This is a genomic window from Hydrogenophaga sp. GW823-FHT04C09 (assembly GCF_058796355.1).
Genome location: NZ_JBXAIO010000003.1, coordinates 375,123 through 399,282 on the forward strand (window position 1 = coordinate 375,123; position 24,160 = coordinate 399,282).

The 24,160-nt window shown below is 68.3% G+C and carries 25 protein-coding genes and 1 pseudogene; 18 read left to right on the forward strand and 8 right to left on the reverse strand.

Going from position 1 to position 24,160, the window contains the following annotated elements:
* The first annotated feature begins 103 nt into the window (after window positions 1-103).
* The 14 genes and pseudogenes from AC1Q9M_RS10820 to dnaJ all read left to right on the forward strand — a co-directional run bounded on the left by AC1Q9M_RS10820 (window position 104) and on the right by dnaJ (window position 15,995).
* Window positions 104-1,972 carry a feruloyl-CoA synthase gene (locus AC1Q9M_RS10820; RefSeq protein ID WP_492433720.1) on the forward strand — a complete coding sequence of 623 codons (1,869 nt, stop codon included), beginning with the start codon at window positions 104-106 and terminating at the stop codon, window positions 1,970-1,972.
* A gap of 12 nt (window positions 1,973-1,984) precedes the next feature.
* On the forward strand, window positions 1,985-3,232 hold the full coding sequence (locus tag AC1Q9M_RS10825; protein WP_492433722.1) for a thiolase family protein: 1,248 nt from the start codon (window positions 1,985-1,987) through the stop codon (window positions 3,230-3,232).
* Window positions 3,233-3,255: 23 nt separating this feature from the next.
* Window positions 3,256-4,020: an SDR family NAD(P)-dependent oxidoreductase gene (locus tag AC1Q9M_RS10830; RefSeq protein ID WP_444686913.1), complete on the forward strand. Its 765-nt coding sequence runs from the start codon at window positions 3,256-3,258 to the stop codon at window positions 4,018-4,020.
* An 8-nt stretch (window positions 4,021-4,028) separates the two neighbouring features.
* Window positions 4,029-4,448 (forward strand): acyl-CoA thioesterase, encoded by a 420-nt coding sequence (locus tag AC1Q9M_RS10835; RefSeq protein ID WP_382320649.1) that lies wholly within the window; start codon window positions 4,029-4,031, stop codon window positions 4,446-4,448.
* A gap of 53 nt (window positions 4,449-4,501) precedes the next feature.
* Window positions 4,502-5,635: an ABC transporter substrate-binding protein gene (locus AC1Q9M_RS10840; RefSeq protein ID WP_444686914.1), complete on the forward strand. Its 1,134-nt coding sequence runs from the start codon at window positions 4,502-4,504 to the stop codon at window positions 5,633-5,635.
* Window positions 5,636-5,776: 141 nt separating this feature from the next.
* On the forward strand, window positions 5,777-6,817 hold the full coding sequence (locus tag AC1Q9M_RS10845; protein WP_382320653.1) for a branched-chain amino acid ABC transporter permease: 1,041 nt from the start codon (window positions 5,777-5,779) through the stop codon (window positions 6,815-6,817).
* A 1-nt stretch (window position 6,818) separates the two neighbouring features.
* On the forward strand, window positions 6,819-8,588 hold the full coding sequence (locus tag AC1Q9M_RS10850; protein ID WP_444686915.1) for a branched-chain amino acid ABC transporter ATP-binding protein/permease: 1,770 nt from the start codon (window positions 6,819-6,821) through the stop codon (window positions 8,586-8,588).
* A gap of 10 nt (window positions 8,589-8,598) precedes the next feature.
* Window positions 8,599-9,339 (forward strand): ABC transporter ATP-binding protein, encoded by a 741-nt coding sequence (locus tag AC1Q9M_RS10855; RefSeq protein ID WP_444686916.1) that lies wholly within the window; start codon window positions 8,599-8,601, stop codon window positions 9,337-9,339.
* On the forward strand, window positions 9,336-11,027 hold the full coding sequence (locus AC1Q9M_RS10860; RefSeq protein WP_492433726.1) for an acyl-CoA dehydrogenase family protein: 1,692 nt from the start codon (window positions 9,336-9,338) through the stop codon (window positions 11,025-11,027). Before AC1Q9M_RS10855 ends, AC1Q9M_RS10860 begins: the two co-directional genes overlap by 4 nt.
* An 11-nt stretch (window positions 11,028-11,038) precedes the next feature.
* On the forward strand, window positions 11,039-11,596 hold the full coding sequence (locus AC1Q9M_RS10865; protein ID WP_444686918.1) for a MarR family winged helix-turn-helix transcriptional regulator: 558 nt from the start codon (window positions 11,039-11,041) through the stop codon (window positions 11,594-11,596).
* A 111-nt stretch (window positions 11,597-11,707) separates the two neighbouring features.
* Complete coding sequence (locus AC1Q9M_RS10870) at window positions 11,708-12,037, forward strand: winged helix-turn-helix transcriptional regulator (RefSeq protein WP_382156675.1); 330 nt, start codon at window positions 11,708-11,710, stop codon at window positions 12,035-12,037.
* A 146-nt stretch (window positions 12,038-12,183) separates the two neighbouring features.
* A complete protein-coding gene (gene grpE, locus AC1Q9M_RS10875) occupies window positions 12,184-12,744 on the forward strand; it encodes a nucleotide exchange factor GrpE (protein WP_382320659.1) in 561 nt (186 codons plus the stop codon).
* Between the two features lie 77 nt (window positions 12,745-12,821).
* Window positions 12,822-14,777: pseudogene (dnaK, locus tag AC1Q9M_RS10880) on the forward strand (molecular chaperone DnaK); the annotation flags it as partial.
* Window positions 14,778-14,858: 81 nt separating this feature from the next.
* Window positions 14,859-15,995, forward strand: a complete 1,137-nt coding sequence (gene dnaJ, locus AC1Q9M_RS10885; protein ID WP_382156669.1) for a molecular chaperone DnaJ — start codon at window positions 14,859-14,861, stop codon at window positions 15,993-15,995.
* 130 nt (window positions 15,996-16,125) lie between these two features.
* Here dnaJ and AC1Q9M_RS10890 read toward each other — a convergent pair whose 3' ends face one another.
* The 6 genes from AC1Q9M_RS10890 to AC1Q9M_RS10915 form a co-directional block, all read right to left on the reverse strand.
* Window positions 16,126-17,061, reverse strand: a complete 936-nt coding sequence (locus AC1Q9M_RS10890) for a restriction endonuclease (RefSeq protein WP_382320663.1) — start codon at window positions 17,059-17,061, stop codon at window positions 16,126-16,128.
* Between the two features lie 138 nt (window positions 17,062-17,199).
* Window positions 17,200-17,577 (reverse strand): VOC family protein, encoded by a 378-nt coding sequence (locus AC1Q9M_RS10895; protein WP_492433730.1) that lies wholly within the window; start codon window positions 17,575-17,577, stop codon window positions 17,200-17,202.
* On the reverse strand, window positions 17,574-18,065 hold the full coding sequence (locus AC1Q9M_RS10900) for an ASCH domain-containing protein (protein WP_382328579.1): 492 nt from the start codon (window positions 18,063-18,065) through the stop codon (window positions 17,574-17,576). Before AC1Q9M_RS10900 ends, AC1Q9M_RS10895 begins: the two co-directional genes overlap by 4 nt.
* A gap of 31 nt (window positions 18,066-18,096) precedes the next feature.
* A complete protein-coding gene (locus tag AC1Q9M_RS10905) occupies window positions 18,097-18,537 on the reverse strand; it encodes a YfeK family protein (RefSeq protein ID WP_492433732.1) in 441 nt (146 codons plus the stop codon).
* On the reverse strand, window positions 18,506-18,766 hold the full coding sequence (locus tag AC1Q9M_RS10910) for a GNAT family N-acetyltransferase (protein ID WP_492434016.1): 261 nt from the start codon (window positions 18,764-18,766) through the stop codon (window positions 18,506-18,508). Before AC1Q9M_RS10910 ends, AC1Q9M_RS10905 begins: the two co-directional genes overlap by 32 nt.
* Window positions 18,664-19,005: a GNAT family N-acetyltransferase gene (locus AC1Q9M_RS10915; protein ID WP_492434025.1), complete on the reverse strand. Its 342-nt coding sequence runs from the start codon at window positions 19,003-19,005 to the stop codon at window positions 18,664-18,666. Before AC1Q9M_RS10915 ends, AC1Q9M_RS10910 begins: the two co-directional genes overlap by 103 nt.
* Window positions 19,006-19,117: 112 nt before the next feature.
* Here AC1Q9M_RS10915 and AC1Q9M_RS10920 point away from each other — a divergent pair, with 112 nt between their 5' ends.
* Both AC1Q9M_RS10920 and AC1Q9M_RS10925 read left to right on the forward strand, forming a co-directional pair.
* The gene (locus AC1Q9M_RS10920) at window positions 19,118-20,110 is read left to right on the forward strand and encodes a ZIP family metal transporter (RefSeq protein WP_492433734.1); all 993 of its coding nucleotides are present in this window, start codon (window positions 19,118-19,120) and stop codon (window positions 20,108-20,110) included.
* A gap of 35 nt (window positions 20,111-20,145) precedes the next feature.
* Complete coding sequence (locus AC1Q9M_RS10925; RefSeq protein WP_492433736.1) at window positions 20,146-21,372, forward strand: lytic murein transglycosylase; 1,227 nt, start codon at window positions 20,146-20,148, stop codon at window positions 21,370-21,372.
* Window positions 21,373-21,374: 2 nt separating this feature from the next.
* On the opposite strand, the gene AC1Q9M_RS10930 is transcribed toward AC1Q9M_RS10925, so the two are convergent.
* Window positions 21,375-22,349: a helix-turn-helix transcriptional regulator gene (locus tag AC1Q9M_RS10930; RefSeq protein WP_492433738.1), complete on the reverse strand. Its 975-nt coding sequence runs from the start codon at window positions 22,347-22,349 to the stop codon at window positions 21,375-21,377.
* Window positions 22,350-22,464: 115 nt separating this feature from the next.
* On the opposite strand from AC1Q9M_RS10930, the gene AC1Q9M_RS10935 reads away from it, so the two are divergent.
* Window positions 22,465-23,070: a glutathione S-transferase family protein gene (locus AC1Q9M_RS10935; protein ID WP_382156655.1), complete on the forward strand. Its 606-nt coding sequence runs from the start codon at window positions 22,465-22,467 to the stop codon at window positions 23,068-23,070.
* Here the strand turns inward: AC1Q9M_RS10935 and AC1Q9M_RS10940 are convergent.
* Window positions 23,067-23,411, reverse strand: coding sequence for a heavy metal-binding domain-containing protein (locus AC1Q9M_RS10940; RefSeq protein ID WP_382156650.1), 345 nt, complete (start codon window positions 23,409-23,411; stop codon window positions 23,067-23,069). The two genes, AC1Q9M_RS10935 and AC1Q9M_RS10940, sit on opposite strands and share 4 nt — an antisense overlap.
* 78 nt (window positions 23,412-23,489) lie before the next feature.
* On the opposite strand from AC1Q9M_RS10940, the gene AC1Q9M_RS10945 reads away from it, so the two are divergent.
* Window positions 23,490-24,152, forward strand: a complete 663-nt coding sequence (locus AC1Q9M_RS10945; protein ID WP_382320674.1) for a class I SAM-dependent methyltransferase — start codon at window positions 23,490-23,492, stop codon at window positions 24,150-24,152.
* Window positions 24,153-24,160 lie beyond the last annotated feature (8 nt).

The following is a 24,160-nucleotide window of genomic DNA, read 5'->3' on the forward strand; positions in this document are numbered from 1 at the left end:
AGGGGGGCGATGCCAGCGGCCCGGCAAAGCCGGTTCCGCGGCATCTCTGGAATGAGACACGCGACTCGAGAAACTGATCGATAAAGAAAAGCCCGAGAGAGACATGAGCCAGAACCCCGCCACGGCCGCCCGTTACCGGCCCCTGACCTTCGGTGTCACCCGCGCCACGCTGCGCGACGGCGACACCGGCGTGCACTACCTGAGCGCGCAGCAGGACCTGCCCGCCTTCCCCGGTCGCATCACCGACCGGCTGGTGCACTGGGCCCGGACGCGCCCCGACCAGACCGTGTTCGCGCGCCGCGCGAAGAACGCCGACGGCACCACGGGCGACTGGCGCCACATCAGCTTCGCGCAGGCGCTCGATGCGGCGCGCCGCATCGGCCAGGGCCTGCTGAACCGCGGCCTGTCCGCCGAGAAGCCGGTGCTGATCCTGAGCGAGAACGACCTGGAACACGCGCTGCTCGCGCTGGGCTGCGTCTACGCCGGCATTGCCTACTGCCCGACCTCGCCGGCCTACTCGCTGGTGAGCCAGGACTTCGACAAGCTGCACCACGTGGTGAAGACGCTCACGCCCGGCCTGGTGTTCGCCGCCGACGCGCAGCGCTACAGCCGCGCCATGCTGGCCACGCTGGGGGCCGACGTGGAGCTGGTGACGACCGAGGGCAGCGTGCCCGGCCGTGCCACCACCTCGTTCGCCTCGCTGCTGGCCACCGAGGCCACACCGGCGGTGGACGCCGCCATGGCCGCCACCGGCCCGGACACCATCACCAAGTTCCTCTTCACCTCGGGCTCGACCAAGATGCCCAAGGCCGTGATCAACACGCAGCGCATGTGGTGCGCCAACCAGCAGCAGATGACGGAGTCCATGCCGGTGCTGGCCGAGAACCCGCTGGTGCTGGTGGACTGGCTGCCCTGGAACCACACCTTCGGCGGCAACCACAACGTCGGCATGGTGCTGTACCACGGCGGCACGCTCTACATCGACGACGGCAAACCCACGCCCGCGCTGATGGCCGAGACGCTGCGCAACCTGCGCGAGATCGCGCCCACGGTGTACTTCAACGTGCCCACGGGTTTCGAGGCGATTGCCAACGCGATGAAGACCGACGAGGCCCTGCGCAAGACCCTGCTCTCGCGCGTGCGCATGTTCTTCTACGCGGGCGCCGCCCTGGCCCAGCCGGTGTGGGACGCCCTGCACGCGGTGCAGGAACAGGAGATCGGCGAGCGCATCGTCATGGGCACGGGCCTGGGCATGACCGAGTCGGGCCCGTTCGGCCTGTACGTGACCAGCGCCAACGTGAAGGCCGGCGACCTGGGCCTGCCCACGCCGGGCCTGGTGCTCAAACTGGTCGACACCGACGGCAAGACGGAGGTGCGCTACAAGGGCCCGAACATCACGCCGGGCTACTGGCGCATGCCGGCGGAGACCGCCGAGTCCTTCGACGAAGAAGGCTTCTTCAAGACCGGCGATGCGGTGAAGTGGATCGACGAGACCGACATCCACCAAGGCCTGAAATTCGACGGCCGCATCGCCGAAGACTTCAAGCTCGCCACCGGCACCTTCGTGAGCGTGGGCCCGCTGCGCGCCAAGATCATCGCCGCCGGCGCGCCCTACATCCAGGACGTGGTGCTCACCGGCCTGAACATGAAGGAAGTCGGCGCCATGGTGTTCCCCACCGGCGCGGTGCGCGCGCTCAGCGGCCTGGGCGCCGAGGCCTCGCTGCACGAGGTGCTCAACAGCGCGCCCGTGCTCGCGCATTTCCAGCGCGTGGTGACCGAGCTGGCCAAGACGTCCACCGGCAGCGCCAGCCGCATCGCGCGCCTATGCCTGCTGGCCGACCCGCCCACCATCGACCGCGGCGAGATCACCGACAAGGGCTCGATCAACCAGCGCGCGGTGCTGGCCCACCGGGCCGAGACCGTGGAGCGCCTGCACGCCGACACGCTGCACGCCATCCTGAAACCCGAATAAACGAAAGACGACATGGCTTCCCGAGGATTCTTCAACGCGTTCGACGACGTCTGGCTGCTCGACGGCGTGCGCACCCCCCTGGTGGACTACTGCGGCGCGCTCGGCCACATCTCGCCCACCGACCTGGGCATCAAGGCCGCGCGCGAAGCGCTGGCGCGCGCGGGCGTGCCGGGCGAGCACATCGGCTCGGTGGTCACGGGCAACATGGCGCCCGGCGATTTCGACCAGTTCTTCCTGCCGCGCCACATCGGCCTGTACGCCGGCGTGCCGGTGGAGGTGCCGGCCATCATGGCGCAGCGCATCTGCGGCACCGGCTTCGAGCTGTTCCGCCAGGCCGGCGAACACATCCAGGGCGGCGCCTGCGAGGCCGCGCTGGTGGTGGGCACCGAGAGCATGACGCGCAACCCCATCGCCGCCTTCGACCACCGCACCGGCTTCAAGCTGGGCGCGCCGGTGGGCTTCAAGGACTACATGTGGGAAGCGCTGAAGGACCCGGCCGCGGGCATCAACATGATCCAGACCGCCGAGAACCTGGCGAAGAAATACAGCATCACCCGCGAAGAGGTGGATGCCTTCGCCTCGGCCTCGTTCGCCAAGGCCGTGGCCGCGCAGGAAAGCGGTTTTCTCGCCGGTGAGATCGTGCCGGTGGTGACCGAGAAGTTCGAGCTCGCGGGCTACAAGGCGCGCGGCATCAAGCTGCAAGGCAAGCTCACCGAGGTGGCCACCGACACCCACCCGCGCCTCTCGCCGATGGAGGTGCTGGCCAAACTCAAACCCGTGTTCGATGGCGGTGTGCAGACCGGTGGCAACAGCTCGGCCCTGGTGGACGCCGCCGCGGCCTGCGTGGTCGCCTCCGGCGCCTACGCGAAGGCGAACGGAAAGCAATCGCTGGCCCGCGTGGTGGCCGCCGCCGCCGTGGGCGTGCCGCCCGAGATCATGGGCATCGGCCCGGCGCCGGCCATCCGCCTGCTGCTGGAGCGCACCGGCCTGAAGCTGAGCGACATCGCGCGCTTCGAGGTGAACGAAGCGCAAGGCGCGCAGACCCTGGCGGTGGCACGCGAGCTCGGCATGGACCTGAACAAGCTCAACGTCAACGGCGGCGCGATCGCGCTGGGCCACCCGCTGGCCGCCACCGGCGTGCGCCTGACGCTCACGCTGGCGCGCGAACTGCAGCGCAGCGGCCAGCGCTACGGCATCTCCAGCGCCTGCGTGGGCGGTGGCCAGGGCATGGCCCTCCTGATTCAAAATCCGAACGCCTGAAACCAGAGAAGAAGGAGACCTCTATGAACATTCAAGGACACGCGGCCCTCGTCACCGGTGGTGGCTCGGGCCTGGGCGAGGCCACCGCGCGCGAACTCGCGCGCCTGGGCGCCAAGGTCGCCGTGCTCGATGTGAACCTGGACAACGCCAAGCGCGTGGCGGCCGACATCGGCGGCGTGGCGCTGCTGTGCGACATCACCAACACCGAGAACCTGCAGGCCGCGATCGACCAGGCCGCCGCCGCCCACGGCCCGGCGCGCATCCTGATGAACATCGCCGGCATCGGCTCGGCCAAGCGCGTGGTCGCCAAGGACGGCAGCCCCGCGCCGCTGGAAGACTTCGCCAAGGTCATCAACGTCAACCTGATCGGCACCTACAACGCCAGCCGCCTGTTCGCTGCCGCCTGCGCCAAGCTGGATGCGCTGGAAGACGGCGAGCGCGGCGTGATGGTTTTCACCGCCAGCGTGGCCGCGTTCGACGGCCAGATCGGCCAGCAGGCCTACAGCGCCTCCAAGGGTGGCCTGGTGGGCATGACGCTGCCGATGGCGCGCGACCTCGCGCAACACGGCATCCGCGTCTGCACCATCGCGCCCGGCCTGTTCAGCACGCCGCTGATGAAGCAGCTGCCCGAGCCGGTGCAGCAGTCGCTGGCCGCCAGCATCCCCTTCCCGCCGCGCCTGGGCAAGCCCGAAGAGTTCGCCCAGCTCGCCGCGCACATCGTCACCAACACGCACCTCAACGGCGAAGTGATCCGCCTCGATGGCGCACTCCGCATGGCCCCCCGGTAAACCCCCTCATGACCAAGACCGTTGTTTACGAAGTGGAAGTGATGTTCGGCGACTGCGACCCCGCCGGCATCGTCTTCTTTCCGAATTTCTCGAAGTGGATGGATGCGTCCTCGCTGAACTTCTTCGTCAAGTGCGGCGTGCCGCCCTGGCGCGAGCTGGTCAAGACGCGCGGCATCGTGGGCACGCCTCTGCTGGAGATCCACACCAAGTTCAGCCGCCCCGCCACCTACGGCGAGCGCCTGCAGATCCACACCAGCGTGACCGAGTGGCGCGAGAAGGTGTTCATGCACCGGCACGTGGTGAAACGCGGGGACGAGGTGCTCTGCGAAGGCACCGAGACGCGCGCCTTCGTGATCCACCCGCCCGAGGCGCCCGAGCGCATCAAGGCCATTCCCGTGCCCGAGGACATCAAGGCCCTCTGTTCCTGAACCGCTGTTTCCCCCGCCCTTTCCCTTTTCACCACCCCAAGAAGGAGACTCGAATGAAAACCGTCAAAACCCTCATCGCCGTGGCCGTCACGGCCCTGGCCAGCACCACGGCGCTGGCCGACATCAACGTCGGCGTGATCCTCTCGCTCACGGGCCCGGGCTCCGGCCTCGGCATTCCGATGCAGAACCAGTTCAAACTGTTTCCGCAGACCATCGGTGGCGAGAAGGTCAACCTGATCATCCTGGACGACGCGAGCGACCCGGGCAAGGGCGCTGCCAACGCACGCCGCCTGGTGACCGACGACAAGGTCGACGTCATCATCGGTTCGACCCTCACCCCGGTGGCCGCGGCCATCGCCCCGGTGGCAGCCGAAGCCAAGACCGTGCAACTGGCCGCTTCGCCCGTAGGCGTGCCGCCCGGTGCCGACCAATGGCTGTTCCGCCTGCCGCAGGGCAACGATGTGATGGGCTTCGCCGTGGTCGAGCACATGAAGAAGCAGGGCATCAAGACCATCGGCTTCCTGGGCTACACCGACGCCTACGGCGAGCTGTGGCTCAAGGCCATGACGCCGCTGGCCGAGAAGGCCGGCATGAAGATCGTGGCCGCCGAGCGCTTCGCGCGCGCCGACACCAGCGTGACGCCGCAGGCGCTCAAGCTCACCGCCGCCAACCCCGATGCGATCCTGGTGGTGGCGACCGGCTCGGGTGCGGCCATGCCGCACAAGGCCATCGTCGAGCGCGGCTACAAGGGCAAGATCTACCAGACGCACGCTGCCGCCACGCCCGACCTGGTGCGCATCGGTGGCAAGGACGTGGAAGGCTCCTTCGTGGTCTCCGGTCCGGCTGTGATCGCCGAACAGTTGCCTGACAACCACCCGTCCAAGAAGCTGGCCATGGACTTCGTCACCAACTACGAGAAGTTGGTCGGCCCAGGCATGCGCAACCAGTTCGCGGGCCACGCCTACGACGCCGCCATCGCACTGAACAAGGCCGTGCCGATCGCACTGAAGACCGCCAAGCCCGGTACGCCCGAGTTCCGCGCCGGTCTGCGCGACGCACTCGAAACCATGGGCCGCACCGTGTTCGCGCACGGCGTGATGAACTGGACCAAGGACGACCACTGGGGCTTCACGAACGAAACGGGCGTGATGCTGAAGGTCGTCGACGGCAAGTTCAAAGTCGAGTAACACCCCCCTGCGCCGCTGACGCGGCTTCCCCCCTCTGTGGCGCGCCTTCGGCGCTTCGAGGGGGGACGACACCTGGGGCCGGCGGAGCCGGACCCTCGGTGTCCCTGTTCGAGAGTGTCTCTTTCTTGCGCTGAGGCTTTTATGGATTTCTCAATCGCCAGCATCCTGGCGTTGGATGGTCTGACCAACGGTGCGGTGTACGCGCTGCTGGGCCTGGCCATCGTCCTGGTGTTCACCGTCACCCGGATCATCTTCATTCCCCAGGGGGAGTTCGTCGCTTACGGCGCGCTCACCCTGGCCATCTTCCAGACCGGCAAGGTGCCCGGCACCGTGTGGCTGCTGTTGCTGCTGGCCAGCGTGGCCGCGCTCATGGAGCTGTTCGGCCGTTGGCAGCACCAGCGCAATGCGCTGATCGCCGTCAAGGCGGCCGCGCGCACGCTCGCCTTGCCCGTTGTCGTCTCTCTCGTCGCCATCTGGGCCGCGCCGCAGCAGTTCCCGCTGTGGGTGCAGGCGGTGCTCAGCGTGGCGGTGGTCACCGTGTACGGCCCGCTGGTGTACCGCGTGGCCTACCAGTCGCTGGAGAGCTCCACGCCGCTGGTGCTGCTGATCGTGTCGGTCGGCGTGCACTTCGCCTTGACCGGCCTGGGCCTGCTGTTCTTCGGCGCCGAGGGCTTCCGCAACCCGGCGTTCTGGGACGCGCGCTACGCCATCGGCCCCGTCATGCTGTCGGGTCAGGCCATCATCACCTTCGCGGCGACGGTGGCCCTCATCGTCATGCTCTGGCTCTACTTCGAGCGTTCGCTGCGCGGCAAGGCGCTGCGCGCCATCGCCGTCAACCGCACCGGTGCCCGCCTGATGGGCATCTCCTCACAAGCCTCCGGCCAGCTGACCATGACCATGGCGGCCTTCATCGGCGCGCTCTCGGGCCTGCTGATCGGCCCGACCACCACGGTGTTCTACGACTCGGGCTTCCTGATCGGCCTCAAGGGCTTCGTGGCCGCCGTGGCGGCCGGCCTGGCGAGCTACCCGGGCGCGCTGGTCGCGGCCCTGGGCGTGGGCGTGATCGAGGCCTTCGGCTCCTTCTGGGCCAGCGCCTTCAAGGAGGTCATCGTCTTCACGCTCATTCTTCCGGTCCTGCTGTTCCGCTCGCTGCGCAGCAAGCACTCCGACGAGGACCACTGACATGCCAAAAAATCAAAACCTGGGCCTGCTGATCCTGGCCGTCGCGATCCCGTTGCTTGCGCTCGCGCCCCTGCCCGATTTCTGGGTCACACAGCTCAACTACATCGGCATCTACAGCATGACGGTGCTGGGCCTGATCCTGCTCACCGGCGTGGGCGGCCTCACCTCGTTCGGCCAGGCGGCCTTCGTCGGCATCGGCGCCTACACCACGGCCTGGCTCACGCTCAACCTGGGCGTCTCGCCCTGGATCACGCTGTTCATCGGCATGGCGCTGACCGCAGGCAGCGCGCTCATCGTGGGCCTGATCACGCTGCGCATGTCGGGCCACTACCTGCCGCTGGCCACCATCGCCTGGGGCCTGTCGCTGTACTACCTCATGGGCAACCTGGACGCGCTGGGCAAGTACGACGGTCTGCTGGGCATCAAGAGCCTGTCCATCGGCGGCTTCGACATCGGCCAGGGCCGCGCCTTCTTCGTGTTGACCTGGGTCATCCTGCTGGCCTTCGTGGCCGCGCTGATGTTCCTGCTGGACTCGCGCGCGGGCCGCGCCATGCGCTCGCTCAAGAGCGGCTCGCAGATGGCCGAGGCGATGGGCATCAACACCTTCCGCTACAAGGTCACCATGTTCGTGCTGGCCGCGCTGTTCGCCTCGGTGGCGGGCTGGCTGCTCGCGCACTTCCAGCGCACGGTGAACCCCTCGGCCTTCGGCCTGAAGATGGGCATCGAGTACCTGTTCATGGCGGTGATCGGCGGCGTGGGCCACGTGTGGGGCGCCATCGTCGGCGCCGGCCTCATCCGCGTGCTGGAAGACCAGCTGCAGGTGCTGCTGCCCCGCCTGATCGGCACCAGCGGCAGCTACGAGGTGATCGTCTTCGGCATCGCGCTGGTGGTGGTGCTCAAGTACCTGCCCGACGGCCTGTGGTCCGTGGTCGGCAAGGGCAAGGCGCCGAAGCCGCGCGCGGTGGACTGGCAGAACGCCGCCGCCCTGCCCGAGCGCGCCAAACCCGCCGCCGGCGAGCTGGTGCTCGACGTGCAGAAGGCACGCATGCAGTTCGGCGGCCTGGTGGCGGTGAACGACATCAGCTTCCAGATCCACGCCGGCCAGATCGTCGGCCTGATCGGCCCCAACGGCGCCGGCAAGTCCACCACCTTCAACCTGATCACGGGCGTGCTGCCCGCCACCAGCGGCGAGGTGCGCTTCCAGGGTGGCAACGTGATCGGCAAGCCCTCGCGCGCCATCGCGCAACTGGGCATGGCGCGCACCTTCCAGCACGTGAAGATGATCCCGGACATGACGGTGCTCGAGAACGTGGCCCTGGGCGCGCACACGCGCGGCCGCAAGGGCGTGCTGCCCGCCATGCTGCGCGCCAACCGCGCCGAGGAACGCCAGCTGTTCCGCGAGGCGCAGCGCCAGCTCGAGCGCATCGGCATGGGCGAGTACCTGCACGAACAGGCCGGCAACCTGGCCATGGGCCCACAGCGCCTGATGGAAATCGCGCGCGCCCTGTGCGCCGACCCGACCCTGCTGCTGCTGGACGAACCCGCCGCCGGCCTGCGCCACAAGGAGAAGCAGGCCCTGGCCGGCGTGCTGCGCCAGCTCAAGGCCGAGGGCATGAGCATCCTGCTGGTGGAACACGACATGGACCTGGTGATGCAGATCTGCGACCACCTGGTGGTGATGGAATTCGGCACCCTTCTCACGCAGGGTCCGCCCGAGCAGGTGCAGCAGGACCCCAAGGTGCGCGCCGCCTACCTGGGCACGGAACACTGAGGCACGAGACATGAGCAACCCCATTCTTCAAGTCAAGGGCCTGCGCGCCGGTTACGGCCGCGCCGAGGTGCTGCACGGCATCGACCTGCAGGCGCAAGCCGGCGGCGTGATCACCGTGATCGGCCCCAACGGCGCGGGCAAGTCCACGCTGCTCAACACCCTCATGGGCATCCTGCCCGGCCAGGGCGCGATCGAGTTCCGCGGGCAGGACATCAGCACCCTCACGCTCGAAGAGCGCGTGATGAACGGCATGGCCCTGGTGCCCGAGAAGCGCGAGCTGTTCGGCACCATGCCGGTCGAAGACAACCTGCTGCTCGGGGGCTTCCGCCAGATGCGGCTGGGCAATGCGAAGTGGCGCAGCCGCCTGGACGACGTCTACAGCATCTTCCCGCGCCTGCAGGAGCGCCGCGTCCAGCTCGCAGGCACGCTCTCGGGCGGCGAACGCCAGATGCTGGCCGTGGGACGCGCGCTCATGTCCGCCCCCGACCTGCTGATGCTCGACGAGCCCAGCCTGGGCCTGGCGCCGCTGATCGTCAAAGAGATCTTCGCCATCATCGACCGCCTGCGCCAGACCGGTGTGACCATCGTGCTGGTGGAGCAGAACGCGCGCGCCGCGCTGCAGGTCGCCGACCACGGCTACGTGCTTGAAATGGGCGAACTCAGTGCCCAGGGCCCCGCCAGCGAACTCGCCAGCGACCCGCGCGTGATCGAGACCTACCTCGGCACCGCGCGCAAAGCCACCGCCGCATGAACGCCTACCAACCCCGCGCCGCGGAACACGCCTTCGTGCTGTTCGACGTGCTGCGCGCGCACGAACGCATCGCCGAACTGCCCGCGCTGGCCGAGCACGCCGACACTGGCCTGCTCACGCAGGTGATCGAGGAAGCGGGCAAGTTCGTCGGTGAGGTGGTCGCCCCGCTCAACCGCGAGGGCGACGAAGTGGGTGCGCAATGGAACGCCGGCGCGGTCACCATGCCGCCCGGCTTCCGCGACGCCTACCAAGCCTTCTGGCAGGCCGGCTGGCCCTCGCTGGCCAGCGCCCCCGAAGACGGCGGCCAGGGCCTGCCCACCGTGGTGGAAGCGGTGCTGCACGAGATGCTCAACGCCGCCAACCATGGCTGGACCATGGCGCCCGGCCTGCTGCACGGCGCCTACGAATGCCTGCGCCACCACGCGAGCGACGAACTCAAGGCGCGCTACCTGGAGAAACTGGCCTCGGGCGAATGGCTCGCCACCATGTGCCTGACCGAGCCCCACGCCGGCAGCGACCTGGGCCTGGTGCGCACCAAGGCCGTGCCGCTGGCCGACGGACGTTACGCCCTCAGCGGCACCAAGATCTTCATCTCGGGCGGCGAACACGACCTGGCCGACAACATCGTGCACCTGGTGCTCGCGCGCCTGCCCGACGCACCGCCCGGCCCCAAGGGCCTCTCGCTCTTCCTCGTGCCCAAGTTCCACGAAGACGGCAGCCGCAGCGCCGTGCACTGCGAGCGCATCGAGGAAAAGATGGGCATCCACGGCAGCCCCACCTGCGTGATGCGCTTCGACGAGGCCGCCGCCTCCCTGGTCGGCGAGCCCGGCAAGGGCCTCAACGCCATGTTCGTCATGATGAACGCGGCGCGCCTGCTGGTGGGCCTGCAGGGCGTGGGCCTGCTCGACGCCGCCTGGCAGAAAGCCCATGCCTACGCGCAGGAACGCCGCCAGATGCGCGCGCCCGGCACCACGAGCAAGGCCGGCGAGGCCGACCCGATCGCCCTGCACCCGGCGATCCAACGCATTCTGGGCACCCAACGCGCCTGGATCGACGCCGGGCGCGTGATCGCCTACCGCACCGCGCTCGAACTCGACACCCAGAAGCACCACCCCGACGCCGCCCGGCGCGAGGCTGCCGCGCGCTGGTGCAGCCTGGTCACGCCGGTGCTCAAGTCCGCCTGGACCGAGCAGGCCTTCAGCGGCGCCAGCGCCTGCCTGCAGGTGTTCGGCGGCCACGGCTACGTGCGCGAATGGGGCATCGAGCAGCACGTGCGCGACGCGCGCGTGGCCATGATCTACGAGGGCACGAACGAGATCCAGGCGATCGACCTGCTGGTGCGCAAGACCCTGCCCGACGGCGCCACCGCGCTGCAGGCCCTGCTGGCCGACCTCAACAGCGACCTGGCCGCCCTGCCCGAGGCGGCCGCCACCCGCGGCGCCCTGGCGCGTTTCGGCGACTTCGTGCGCGAGCGCGTCGTGCCCATGGCCGGCGCCTCGGCCGAGCGCCCGTTCTGGCTGGCCGACGACTTCCTGCGCGCCACCGCCCTGCTGCTCATGGCCTGGGCCTGGGAGCGCCTGGCCGCCACCGCCGGCCACGGCGCCCAGGCCCGCGCCGCCTTCTGGCGCTGGGTCTGGCCCGAGTTCGAGATGCGCCTGGCCATGATGGACGCCACCCTGGTCAGCTAAGCTCCGCGACCATGTCCGAAACCGCCCTCTCCACCGCCAACGCCCTGCGGCGCCCGCGCGGCCCGCGCAAGCCCGCCGCCCCGGCGCCGCTGGACAGCGCGCCGGAGAGCGCCGGGCCAGAGATCGACACCAGCTACCTCGAAACCCTGCTGGGCTACAACGCGCGGCGCACCGCGCTGGCCGTGATCACCGTGTTCCTGCGCCGCATGGAGCCCTTCGGCATGCGGCCGGTGGACTTTTCCGTGCTCTCGGTGGTCGCGCACAACCCGGGCGTGACCTCGCGCCAGATCTGCGCCGCCCTGGACATCCTGCCGCCCAACCTGGTGGGCATGGTCAAGAGCCTGCAGAAACGCGGCCTGATCCTGCGCAAACCCCACCCCACCGACCGGCGCGCCCAGGGCCTGCACCTCTCGGCGCCCGGCGAGCGCCTGTACCGCGAGGCCCAGGCCACGGCCACCGCGCTGGAGCGCGACGTGGCCGACCGCCTCTCGGCCGAGGAGCTGCAGACCCTCATCGGCCTGCTGCGCAAGGTCTACCGCCGCCCGGCCACGCCCGCGCAATCCGGGTAAGTCCGTAGCCTTGGCCTTTGCGCCACAGAACGGGGGTTCCCGCAGCTAGCAAACCGGTAGCGCGGGCCGTATATTGCGAGAACCAGACGGGCCCGTCGCAGGAGACCTCGCATGAGTGCCAAGGACAACGCTGCCGTGATGCAACTCTTCGACTTGCTGGAATCGCGCTACGCCATGCGCGTGATCTGGGCCCTGAGCGACGGCCACCCCCAGACCTTCCGGCTCCTGCAGGACAGCGTGGGCGGCGTCACCCCGAACACGCTCAACACCCGCCTGAAAGAGCTGCGCGCCGCCCGCCTCGTGGACCACAGCGGCCACGGCTACCGGCTCACCACCCAGGGCGCCGATCTGGCGCGCCGGCTGGTGGAAGTGCAGCAATTCGCGGGCAAATGGTCACACCAGCAGGCGCGCGCCGCCCATCCCCTGCCCGCCGGGACATAGAATCACGCCCCTGGACAGCCCGCCTTCGCGCCGGCAGCGTCCACCGGTGGCCAAAGTGCCACCTCCCACCCTTGAATCCGGGCCCGTCGGCCCCAATTGCCCTGCATGGCCGTCCTGGCCATTGACTTCACGCACTTCAAAGACCCATGAGCCAGACGACACCCCATACCGCCCAGCCCGACCCGAACGCGCCTGTCAGCCCCGAAGAGGCCCTGGCCGCCGAGGCCGCCAACCAGGCCGATGCCGTCGCCGCCCTGACCCAGGATCTCTCCACGCTCAAGGCCCAGAACGCCGACCTGGCCGACCAGTTCCTGCGCGCCAAGGCCGAGGCCGAAAACGCCCGCCGCCGCGCTGAGGAAGAGGTCAGCAAGGCCCGCAAGTTCGCCGTGGAGAGCTTTGCCGAGAGCCTGCTGGCCGTGGCCGACAGCCTCGAAGCCGGCCTGGCCATCCAGGAAGCCACGCGCGAACAGCTGCGCGAAGGCACCGAGGCCACGCTCAAGCAGCTCAAAAGCGCGCTGGAGCGCCACAAGGTGCTGGAAATCAACCCGACCGGGGCCGCGAAGTTCGACCCCCACCAGCACCAGGCCATCAGCATGGTGCCTGCCGACCAGGAAGCCAACACCGTGGTCAGCGTGCTGCAGAAGGGTTACCTCATCGCCGACCGCGTGCTGCGCCCGGCCCTGGTGACGGTGGCAGCCCCCAAATGATCACCCGGCGGGCTTGAAATACCCACCGGTTATCCACACCTTCCCCACATCGTTTTTCACAACATCCTCACTTTTCGCATCGGAGCAACAACATGGGACGAATCATCGGCATTGACCTGGGCACCACCAACTCGTGCGTGTCCATCATGGAAGGCAACAACACCAAGGTGATCGAGAACGCCGAGGGTGCGCGCACCACGCCGTCGATCGTGGCCTACCAGGAAGACGGCGAAGTGCTGGTTGGCGCCTCGGCCAAGCGCCAGGCCGTCACCAACCCCAAGAACACGCTGTACGCGATCAAGCGCCTGATCGGCCGCAAGTTCACCGAGAAGGAAGTCCAGAAGGACATCAACCTCATGCCCTACTCCATCGTGGCCGCCGACAACGGCGACGCCTGGGTGGAAGTGCGCGGCAAGCAGATCTCGGCCCAGCAGGTCAGCGCCGACATCCTGCGCAAGATGAAGAAGACCGCCGAGGACTACCTGGGCGAGCCGGTCACGGAAGCCGTGATCACGGTGCCCGCGTACTTCAACGACGCCCAGCGCCAGGCCACCAAGGACGCCGGCCGCATCGCCGGCCTGGACGTCAAGCGCATCATCAACGAGCCCACCGCCGCGGCCCTGGCCTTCGGCCTGGACAAGCAGGAAAAGGGCGACCGCAAGATCGCCGTGTACGACCTGGGTGGCGGCACGTTCGACGTGTCCATCATCGAGATCGCCGACGTCGATGGCGAGAAGCAGTTCGAGGTGCTCTCCACCAACGGCGACACCTTCCTGGGCGGTGAAGACTTCGACCAGCGCATCATCGACTACATCATTGGCGAGTTCAAGAAAGAGCAAGGCGTCGACCTGTCCAAGGACGTGCTCGCGCTGCAGCGCCTGAAGGAAGCCGCCGAGAAGGCCAAGATCGAGCTCTCCAGCTCGGCCGCGACCGACCTGAACCTGCCCTACATCACGGCCGATGCCTCGGGTCCCAAGCACCTGAACATCAAGCTCACGCGCGCCAAGCTCGAAGCCCTGGTGGAAGAGCTGATCGAGCGCACCATCGCGCCCTGCCGCACCGCCATCAAGGACGCCGGCATCAGCGTCTCCGACATCCACGACGTGATCCTGGTCGGCGGCATGACCCGCATGCCCAAGGTGCAGGAAAAGGTGAAGGAATTCTTCGGCAAGGAACCGCGCAAGGACGTGAACCCCGACGAAGCCGTGGCCGTGGGTGCCGCCATCCAGGGCCAGGTGCTCTCCGGTGACCGCAAGGACGTGCTGCTGCTCGACGTGACCCCGCTGAGCCTGGGCATCGAGACCATGGGTGGCGTGATGACCAAGATGATCACGAAGAACACCACGATCCCGACCAAGTTCGCGCAGACCTTCTCGACCGCCGAGGACAACCAGCCGGCCGTGACCATCAAGGTGTTCCAGGGCGAACGCGAGATCGCCTCGGGCAACAAGCTGCTGGGTGAGTTCAACCTCGAAGGCATCCCGAGCGCGCCGCGCGGCATGCCGCAGATCGAGGTCTCGTTCGACATCGACGCCAACGGCATCCTGCACGTGGGCGCCAAGGACAAAGGCACCGGCAAGGAAAACAAGATCACCATCAAGGCGAACTCGGGCCTGTCGGAAGACGAGATCCAGCAGATGGTGAAGGACGCCGAGCTCAACGCCGCCGACGACAAGAAGAAGGTCGAGCTGGTGCAGGCCCGCAACCAGGCCGAAGCCATGGTGCACAGCGTGAAGAAATCGCTGGGCGAACACGGCGACAAGCTCGAAGGCGCCGAGAAGGAAGCCATCGAAGCCGCGTTGAAGGACGTGGAAGAAGCCGCCAAGGGCGAGGACAAGGAAGCCATCGAGGCCAAGACCGAAGCCCTGATGGCCGCGAGCCAGAAGCTGGGCGAGAAGGTGTACGCCGCGTCGCAGGCCGAAGCCGCCGCCGCCGCGGGTGGTGCTGGCGCCGATGCCGCACCGCAAGGCAGCAGCAAGCCGGACGACGACGACGTGGTCGATGCCGAAGTCAAGGAAGTGAAGAAGGGCTGATCGGGGCCCGCTTCCCACCCCATTCGCCGCGTCCGGGCAACCTGACGCGGCGTTTGTGCTCCAAACGAACCGCAAGAAACCATGGCTAAACGCGATTTTTACGAAGTGCTGGGCGTGCCCAAGAACGCCGGCGACGACGAGATCAAGAAGGCGTATCGCAAGCTGGCGATGAAGCACCACCCCGACCGCAACCAGGGTGATGCGGCCAAGGCGGCCGAAGAGAAGTTCAAGGAGGCCAAGGAGGCCTACGAGATGCTGTCGGACCCGCAGAAGAAGGCGGCCTACGACCAGTACGGCCACGCGGGCGTGGACCCCAACATGCGCGGCGGTGCCGGTGGCGCCGAAGGCTTCGGCGGTTTTGGCGACGCGTTCGGCGACATCTTTGGCGACATCTTCGGTGGCGCGCGCGGCGGCCAGCGCGGCGGGCGCCAGGTGTACCGCGGTGCCGACCTCTCCTACGCGATGGAAATCTCGCTCGAAGAGGCCGCCGCCGGCAAGGAAACGCAGATCCGCATTCCCTCGTGGGACAACTGCGAGACCTGCAGCGGCACCGGCGCCAAGCCCGGCACCAGCGTGAAGACCTGCACCACCTGCCACGGCCAAGGCTCGGTGCAGATGCGCCAGGGCTTCTTCAGCGTGCAGCAGACCTGCCCCACCTGCCATGGCCAGGGCAAGATCATTCCCGAGCCCTGCACCACCTGCCACGGCCAGGGGAAGATCAAGAAGCAGAAGACGCTGGAGATCAAGATCCCCGCCGGCATCGACGACGGCCAGCGCATCCGCAGCACCGGCAACGGCGAACCTGGCCAGAACGGCGGTCCCTCGGGCGACCTCTACATCGAAGTGCGCCTGCGCAAGCACGACATCTTCGAGCGCGAGGGCGACGACCTGCACTGCCAGGTGCCGGTGAGCATGACGGTGGCCGCCCTGGGTGGCGAGATCGACGTGCCCACGCTGGCGGGCAAGGCCACCATCGACCTGCCCGAAGGCACGCAAAGCGGCAAGACCTTCCGCCTGCGCGGCAAGGGCGTCAAGGGCGTGCGCAGCAGCTACCCCGGCGACCTGTACTGCCACGTGGCGGTGGAAACGCCGATCAAGCTCACCGAGCACCAGCGCAAGCTGCTCAAGGAGCTCGACGAGTCGTTCAAGAAGGGCGGCCACAAGCACAGCCCGAACGACAAGGGCTGGTTCGAGAAGGCCAAGTCGTTCTTCAGCTGATCGGCCGGCTCAGACCTGACAGGCTCAGACCTGAATGAAAAAGCGGCGCCGAGGCGCCGCTTTTTTTTGCTTTCAGAATCGTTGCAGCGGTCTGAAGCAAGACACAGGGGACAGATTGGCCAGCGGCTTGTCAGGTGCCTTCTTCTTCAAAGTAATCGCTGTCCAGCTTCGGTATCTTCACCGCCCGCGCGGTGATGCCCACCTCATGTTGGATCATCAGCTCCGCGAGTCGGTTTCCATCGATCAGCACCATGCCATCGACCGATCCCGCAAACTCCCGGGCTTGCACCGTGTAGCCGGACGTGGTGATGAAGACACCCTTCTTGGCCTTCTGACCTGCCAGGGCACCATAGAACGCCTGCAAGTCGGGTCGGCCGACGGTCGATTGCCACCTCTTGGCCTGGACATACACCTTCTCAAGTCCCAGCTTGTCGAGCGAAATAATGCCGTCGATACCGGCATCGCCGCTGCCGCCAACCTGCTGGAGATCTGCACGGCTGGCCCCATAGCCCATTCGATGCAGAAGATCCAGAACAATCGTCTCAAAAAAGGCCGGGCTGACCTGCGCCAAAGCGTCCAGCAACTCGGTGGTTGCAGCTTCATGAAGCTCCGTCAGCGCCTGGCCAAGACGATCGTCTGGACTGACGGTCGCGGAAAAAGAGGTCGGGGCGAAAGCAGGAAGCGACGCACTGGATGTCGCGCCCGGAAGGCTTTGCGGCTTCAGTTTCACGCCGACAAACCCCATCGCCAGCTGCTCGACCAACTCCGGTGTGAAAGGGTCACCATGTTCTTTCGCGAAAGCCATTCCTTCGGGGGTTACTTTCCAGAAGCCCCTCTTTGGGCTGCTGGAGAGACCCGCACGCTTCAAACGGTCGTGGCCCCAACCCGCGCGGTTCTTGTACATCGGTTGACTGCCGCTGGGAAGAAGCTGCTCTCGATCTTCCGCGGTCAATCCGAGTTGGTTGGCGGCGGCCTCGTGAGCGACTTTCGCATCAACACCCAGAGGGTGCTGGGCCAGATACCTCAGCAGTGGCTCAATGAACTTGTCGTACGTGGGAACAGGCATGTCGTGCAACTCATCGAAAATGAAGCAAAGACTGAAGCGATGGGAGAAAGGCGTTCAAGATCGTCAATCTCCTCACCGGAAAGAGGTTTCATGCAAATGTAACGCTGCATGCCCTCACCGGCGGACCCAGCAAACCGCTCAGTAGTTGTAGAACGCCCGGATCACATTGCCGTCCGGATCGCGCACCACGAATTCGTGCAGCGGGGACCAGGGCTTGGACTCGGGCGGGTGCTGGATGTCGGCACCGTTGCGGACCCAGGCCGCGTGCAAGGCATCCACTTCCTCTTTGCTGTCGAGGTTCAGCCAGATCACCACCGGTGCTGGGTTGCCGAAGTAATCGCGAAACGAGGTGTCGGTGAGGAAGATGCGGCTCCGTCCCTGCGAGATGCCCGCGATCCCGCCCCCCTCGCGACCCCAATCCACCGTGAAGCCCAACTTCTCTTCGTAATAGCTGAGCGCGGCGGCCATGTCGGTCACGGGGATTTCGGGTACGGCCTGAGGCAAGTCCTTGGTCATGACGGGTCCTTCAATGGCGAGGACCGATACACCACCTTGAAGCGCTCGCAGGCCAGCAGTTGGTCTTCGGTGAAGGCGCGGCCATGCAAGGCGCACTCGCGCTGGAAGAACTGCTCATGTGCTTCGCGCCAGTACGTCAGCGAGCCATCGCCCTCGCCCTCCGTGGCCGCGAACTCGGCGCTGACCTGGTTGAAGGGAACCCGGTCGACGGCCACGGTTTCGATGACGCATTGCGGCACACCGGCCCAGTTGGTCACGACGCTGAGGTCGCCCGGCACCGGCGCGCGCCTGCCCTGCGCCTCGAAAGTCCAGAAGGCCGAGGCCGTCGCGCGCTTCGTGCCGGACAGCACGAGGGCGGCCAGTGAATCCGCCAGGGCCTCGCTGTCGGCGAAGTAGAACGCCTCGTAGAAACGCGATTCGTCCACGCCGGCGGTCGACGCGACATAGGCTTGCCAGAACTCGGCGATGGGGGGAGGCATGGGTGACATGGCCGGCATTGTGCGGGAGGCACTCACCGCCTCAGGGCTTGGTGCCACCCGCAGCCCCGCGAAGGGCCGTGAGCTGATCGCCCAGCCAGCGGCGGCTTTCCACTGGCGCCTGGCCGCCACAGCGGACCTGGTACGGCCGGCCCGAGAGGCTGCTGCGCGACGCGGCCAGCTCGATGAACTGCTCCGCGCTCTGCACCGTGCCCCGCTTCTCGATGTAGGCGAGCTTGTCCAGCAGGTGCGCCTTGGCCCGCGCGCCGTCGTGCCAGCTGCCATTGCGCAGGAACTGGCAGCCCGAGGTTTCGAGGCGGTTCAGCATGGCGTCGATCTCCGCGCGCACGGGCGCAGGCGTGGGGTCGGCGAACGCGGCGCCCCACACGCCCGCCAGCACCAAGACCAGCACCGGCCAACGCGCCCATGCGCGCCGGGGTGGAGCGAGCCGGTCAGGCCGCACGGCGCAGCAAAGCCATGGCATGGCTGTCGATGAATTGGCCGTCCACCCGGAACGCCTGCCGTTGCACGCCTTCGTGCTGAAAGCCCAGGCGCTCGTAGAGCGTGCGCGCGTTGGGGTTGTCCGCGCGCACGGTGAGTTCGATGCGCGTCAGGCCCTGGCGCCACGCCTTGTCGATGGCCGCGACCATGAGCTGCCGGCCCAGGCCCCGGTGCCTCGCCGAAGGCAACAGGCCAATGCCCAGGACGCCGATGTGCGCCCGCGACTGGCCAACACCGGCAGCACATCGCACCAGCCGACCACGGCACCGTCGATCAGCGCGACGAAATGCGGGCGATCGTGGTCCAGGTTCTGCCGAAAGAAGGCGATGGTCTCGGCCAAGGGCGGCGCCTGCGTCAGCGCGAGAAAGCGCTTTTCGCGCGCCACCGCATCGAGCACCGCGTGAAGCTCGTTGAAGTGCGGTTCGGCGAGGGGGGTGATCGACGAGTTCATCCTGCCCGACTGTACCGGCGCTCCCTATCCCCTTCATTGGCAACATCGATTGGCCTGCGACGATAGTTTTTGTCAAACTAAACGTCAAATTCCATTCGACGCGGGAGCTTCCATGGCCGAACTGATCCGACAAGTCCGACCCGCCTGGGTCCAGCTGCAGCAACTGCCGCCGCTGCCGCCCCACGCCCTGCGCAACGCCTTGCTGGCCCTGGGCACCGGCCTGCTGGTGATGGCAGGCCTGGCCTCGCTCAGCACCTTCTGGGCGCCCACGCGCGCCTGGTGGGACGCGGCCGAACACGGCAGCGCCATGGCGGCCGGCGTGCAGGCCTCGCTGCTGGCCGCGGTGGCCACCGCCGTGGGCGCGCTGCCGGTGTTCCTGGTGCAGCGCGTGAGCAAGCTGCAGGAAGCCGCCCTGCTGTCGTTCTCGGCCGGCGTGATGCTGGCGGCGGCGATCTTCGCCTTGTTGCTGCCCTCGCTCGATGCGGGCCAGGCGCTGTTCGGTGGCCGCATCGGCGCGGCCGCGCTCAGTGGCGCGGGCCTGGCGCTGGGCATGGGCCTGATGCTGGCGGTGGACCGCTTCACGCCGCACGAACACGCGGTGCTGCCACCGGCCGCGCCGGGCCATGCCGCCAGCGCGCACACGCCCGGCGCTGTGCAGAGTGCCAAGCTCATGGTGCTGGCCATCCTGATCCACAACGTGCCCGAAGGCCTGGCCGTGGGCGCCGCCTATGCCGGCCCGCAGGACGCGGCGGGCGCGCAGACCGGCGCCTCGGTGGCGCTGGCCATCGGCCTGCAGAACATGCCCGAAGGCCTGATCGTGGCCATGGCGCTGCGCACGTTGGGCCGCAGCGCGGCGCAGGCCTGGGGCGTGGCCGCGCTCACCGGCCTGGCCGAGCCGCTGGGGGCCATCCTCGGCCTCGCGGTGCTGGGCAGCCTGCCGGCGTTCTACCCGCTGGGCCTGGCCCTGGCGGCCGGCGCGATGCTGTTCGTGGTGAGCCACGAGATCATTCCCGAGACGCACCGCAACGGCTTCGAAACCCTGGCCACGGGCACGCTGCTGGCGGGATTCGTGTTCATGCTGTTACTCGATGCCGCCTTGAACTGAGGCCCCCGGCGGGGTGCGTGGCTAAGATCGGGCGCATGAAAGCCCGACGCCCCGCCCCGCCCCTGCTCGCCGCCCTCTGCACCGCCCTGTTCGCCACCGCCGGCCTGGCACAGGCCCCCAGCCCCACCCCGGCGCCCGCACCCCAGGAATTCGAGAACTGCCTGAACACGCTGCGCGCCCCTGCCCGCGCGGTGGGCGTGAGCGAAGCGACCTTCACGCAGCACACGCTGGGCCTGGTGCCCGACATGAGCGTGATCGACAAGCTGAATTTCCAGCCCGAGTTCCGCACGGCGATCTGGGACTACCTCGCCGGCCTGGTGGACGAGCAGCGCGTGGCCGAGGGCCAGGCCATGCTGGCGCTGCACGCGGAGACGCTCAAGCGGGTGCAGGAGCGCTTCGGCGTGGACCCCGCCACGGTGGTGGCGGTGTGGGGGGTGGAGAGCAACTTCGGCCAAACCTTCGGCAAGTCGCCGCTGGTGCAGTCGCTGGGCACGCTGTCCTGCTTCGGCCGGCGGCAGGCCTATTTCCGCACCGAGTTCTACGCCACGCTGCGCATCCTGCAGGCCGGGCACATCACACCCAACCGGCTGGTGGGTTCGTGGGCCGGCGCGTTCGGCCACACGCAATTCATGCCCAGCACCTTCGAGCGGCTGGCGGTGGACTTCGATGGCGACGGCCGCGCCGACCTGATGGACAGCACGCCCGATGCCCTGGCCTCGACCGCGAACTTCCTCGCCAAGGCCGGCTGGCAGAGCGGCCAGCCCTGGGGCTTCGAGGTGAAGCTGCCCTCGGGCTTCAACGCCGGCAACGAAGGCCGCCGCACCAAGCGCACCATGGAAGACTGGGTGTCGCGCGGCGTGAAGCGGGTGGATGGTTCGCCCCTGCCGGCCAGCGGCAGCGCCGGCCTGCTCACCCCCGCCGGGCCGCAGGGGCCGGCCTTCCTGGTGCTGCGCAACTTCGATGCGATCTACAGCTACAACGCGGCCGAGAGCTATGGCCTGGCGATCGCGCACCTGTCGGACCGGCTGCGCGGCGGCGGCCCCTTCGTCACGCCCTGGCCCACCGACGACCCGGGCCTCTCGCGCGCCGAGCGCCGCGAGGTGCAGACCCTGCTGATCGCGCGCGGCCACGACATCGGCGAGGTGGACGGCATGCTGGGCGAGAAGAGCCGCGTGGCGATCCGCGTCGAGCAGGAGCGCCTGGGCCAGGAAACCAGCGGGCGCGCCGGCCAGAAGCTGCTGAAGGCGCTGCGCGGCGGCTGAAATCAGCGGCCCGCGCGGGCCAGGTTGCGCGCCAGGCGCTCGCCGGCCGCGCGCAGCCGCTCCTTGAGCGCGGGCGGCTCCAGCACGTCGAAGTCCACGTCCATCGCCATGAGCCAGTAGGCCAGCGAGTCCAGTGAATCCAGTTGGCCGGCGCCACACCGCATGAGACAGCGCGTGTCGTCGATGGCCTCCAGCGTGGCGGCCGAGGCCGGGATGATGCGCGCCATCGCCTCGCGGGGCCGGTGCAGCACCACGCGCGCCTCGTCGCCGTGCTGCACCCCCGCCAGCGTGCCCGAGACATAGGCGCGCAGGTCGCCCGCCGGCGCGGCCCGTGGCGTGAAGTGCGCGCCGGTGCTCGGCGCGCCTTCCACGCGGTCGATGCGGAAGGTGCGCCAGTCGTCGCGCGCGGGGTCCCAGGCCACCAGGTACCAGCGGCTGCCGGTGTGCACCAGGCCTTGCGGCTCCACCGTGCGCACGCTGCTCTGGCCCCGCATGTCGCGGTAGTGGAAGCCCACCTGCAGCTGGTCGCGGCAGGCGACGGCCAGCAGCGCCAGCACGCCCGCATCGATGGTCGGGCCGCCGCGCTGCAAGGGCACGATGGCCGAGCGCAGCGCGCCGGTGCGGCGGCGCAGCCGGGTGGGCATCACCTGCTCCAGCTTCACCAGGGCGCGCAGCGAGCTCTCTTCCACCCCGCTCACGGTGCCCGAGGCGGCGACCTGCAGCGCGATGGCCACGGCCAGCGCCTCTTCGTCGTCCAGCAGCAGCGGCGGCAGCGACTGGCCCGCGCGAAACGCGTACCCGCCCGCCACGCCGCTGCTGGCGTGGATGGGGTAGCCGAGCTGGCGCAGGCGGTCGATGTCGCGCCGCAGCGTGCGCGGATGCACCTCCAGCCGCTCGGCCAGCTCGGTGCCCGCCCAGTGGCTGCGGGTCTGCAGCAGGGACAACACGCGCAGCAGCCGTGAGGACGACGAAAGCATGGCGCCACTCTACCTCGAATCGAGGGCCGAATCTGTCCTCAATAGGCGCGACATTGCAGGCACGTGCCCGACGCGGTGTCGGGCCGATGCTTCAACCCCCTTTCAGGAGTCCACCATGTCCCAGATCGTTCTCTACTGGCACCCCATGTCCAGCGCCACCCCGGTCGCCTGCGCCCTCGCCGAACTGGGCGTGAAACACGACCGCGTGAAGATCGACATCACGAAAGGCGAGCAGCGCCGCCCCGACTACCTGGCCCTCAACCCCAACGGCAAGGTGCCCACCATGACGGTGGACGGCGCGCCCCTGTTCGAGGCGCTGGCGATCGAGATGTGGCTGGGCGAGACCTATGGCGTGAAGAAGGGCCTGTGGCCGGCCGAGGGCACGCCCGAGCGCCTGCAGGCGATGGCGTGGAGCACCTGGTCCTACGTGACCTACGGCGCGCAGCTGGTGCGCCTGCAGGCCGCGCGCGACATGGGCACGCCCGACGACGCCCACGGCACGTCGGCGCACAAGGGGCTGGACCAGTTGCTCGCGCTGCTGGACGCGCGCCTGGCGGCCCAGCCCTGGATGCTCGGCGCCGCCTATTCGCTGGTGGACCTGATCGTGGGCTCGGTGATCGGCTACAGCGCCTACATCGGCGCGCCGGTGGGCTCGCACCCGCACGTCGCGGCCTGGCTGGGCAAGGTGCAGGCCCGGCCGGCGATGCAGATCGACGCCTAGAGCTTCACCGCCGTGCCGCTCACGGCGACCATCATCATTCCGTTGGTCTCGCCGAGCACCTCGTAATCGAAGTCGATGCCGATCACGCCGGTGGCGCCCATCTCGCGCGCCGATTCCATGAGGTCTTCCATGGCGGCGTCGCGCGCGCCCGAGAGGGCGCGCTCGTAGCCACCGGCCCGCCCGCCCACCACATCGCGCACCGAAGAGAACAGGTCGCGGAAGATGTTGGCGCCGATGATGGCCTCGCCGTGCACGATGCCCAGGTACTGCGACCGCTCCACGCCTTCCGGCGTGGTGGTGCTGAGGAAGAAGCCGTCCTTGCTCTTGGAAAACCAGCCCATGTGAACACTCCCGCAAACGCACCACCCGCCGGGTGCCCGGGCATGGTACCGTGGGCCACACCCTCCACGAAAGCTCCCATGCCAGGCTACCAAGTCCGGACCGAGACCCTCAGCCTCGGCGGCGAAGACTGGCACATCCGTCGGCTGCTCGACGACCAGCAGTACACCGACACCCAGCACCACGCGGCCGACATCGGCCTGCCGCCGGCGGGCTGGTCGCATTTCGGGCAGGTGTGGCCCTCCTCGCGCGTGCTCGCGCTGGCCATGCTCACGCACCCCATCGCGGGATTGCGCGTGCTGGAAATCGGCGCGGGCCTGGCGCTGGCCAGCCTGGTGATGCACCGGCGCGGCGGCGACGTGACGGTGAGCGACTGGCACCCGCTGACCGAAGAATTCCTGCGGCACAACCTGGCCCTCAACGGCCTGGGCCCCATGCCCTACCAGGCCGGCAACTGGGAAAGCACCGCCGCCACCGACAACCCGGCCCTGGGCCGCTTCGACCTCATCGTGGGCAGCGACCTGCTCTACGAGCGCCAGCAGCCGGCGCAGCTCGCGGCCTTCATCTTCCGCCACGCCGCGCCCCAGGCGGTGGTGATCATCGTGGACCCCGACCGTGGCAACCGCGCGGCCTTCGGCCGCGACATGGCCGCGCTGGGCTTCACGCTGAGCATGCAGGCGGCCGACCGGCTGCTGGAAGACGGCGAGGCCTACAAGGGCCGCTTCCTGAGCTTCACGCGCTAAGTTGCTGC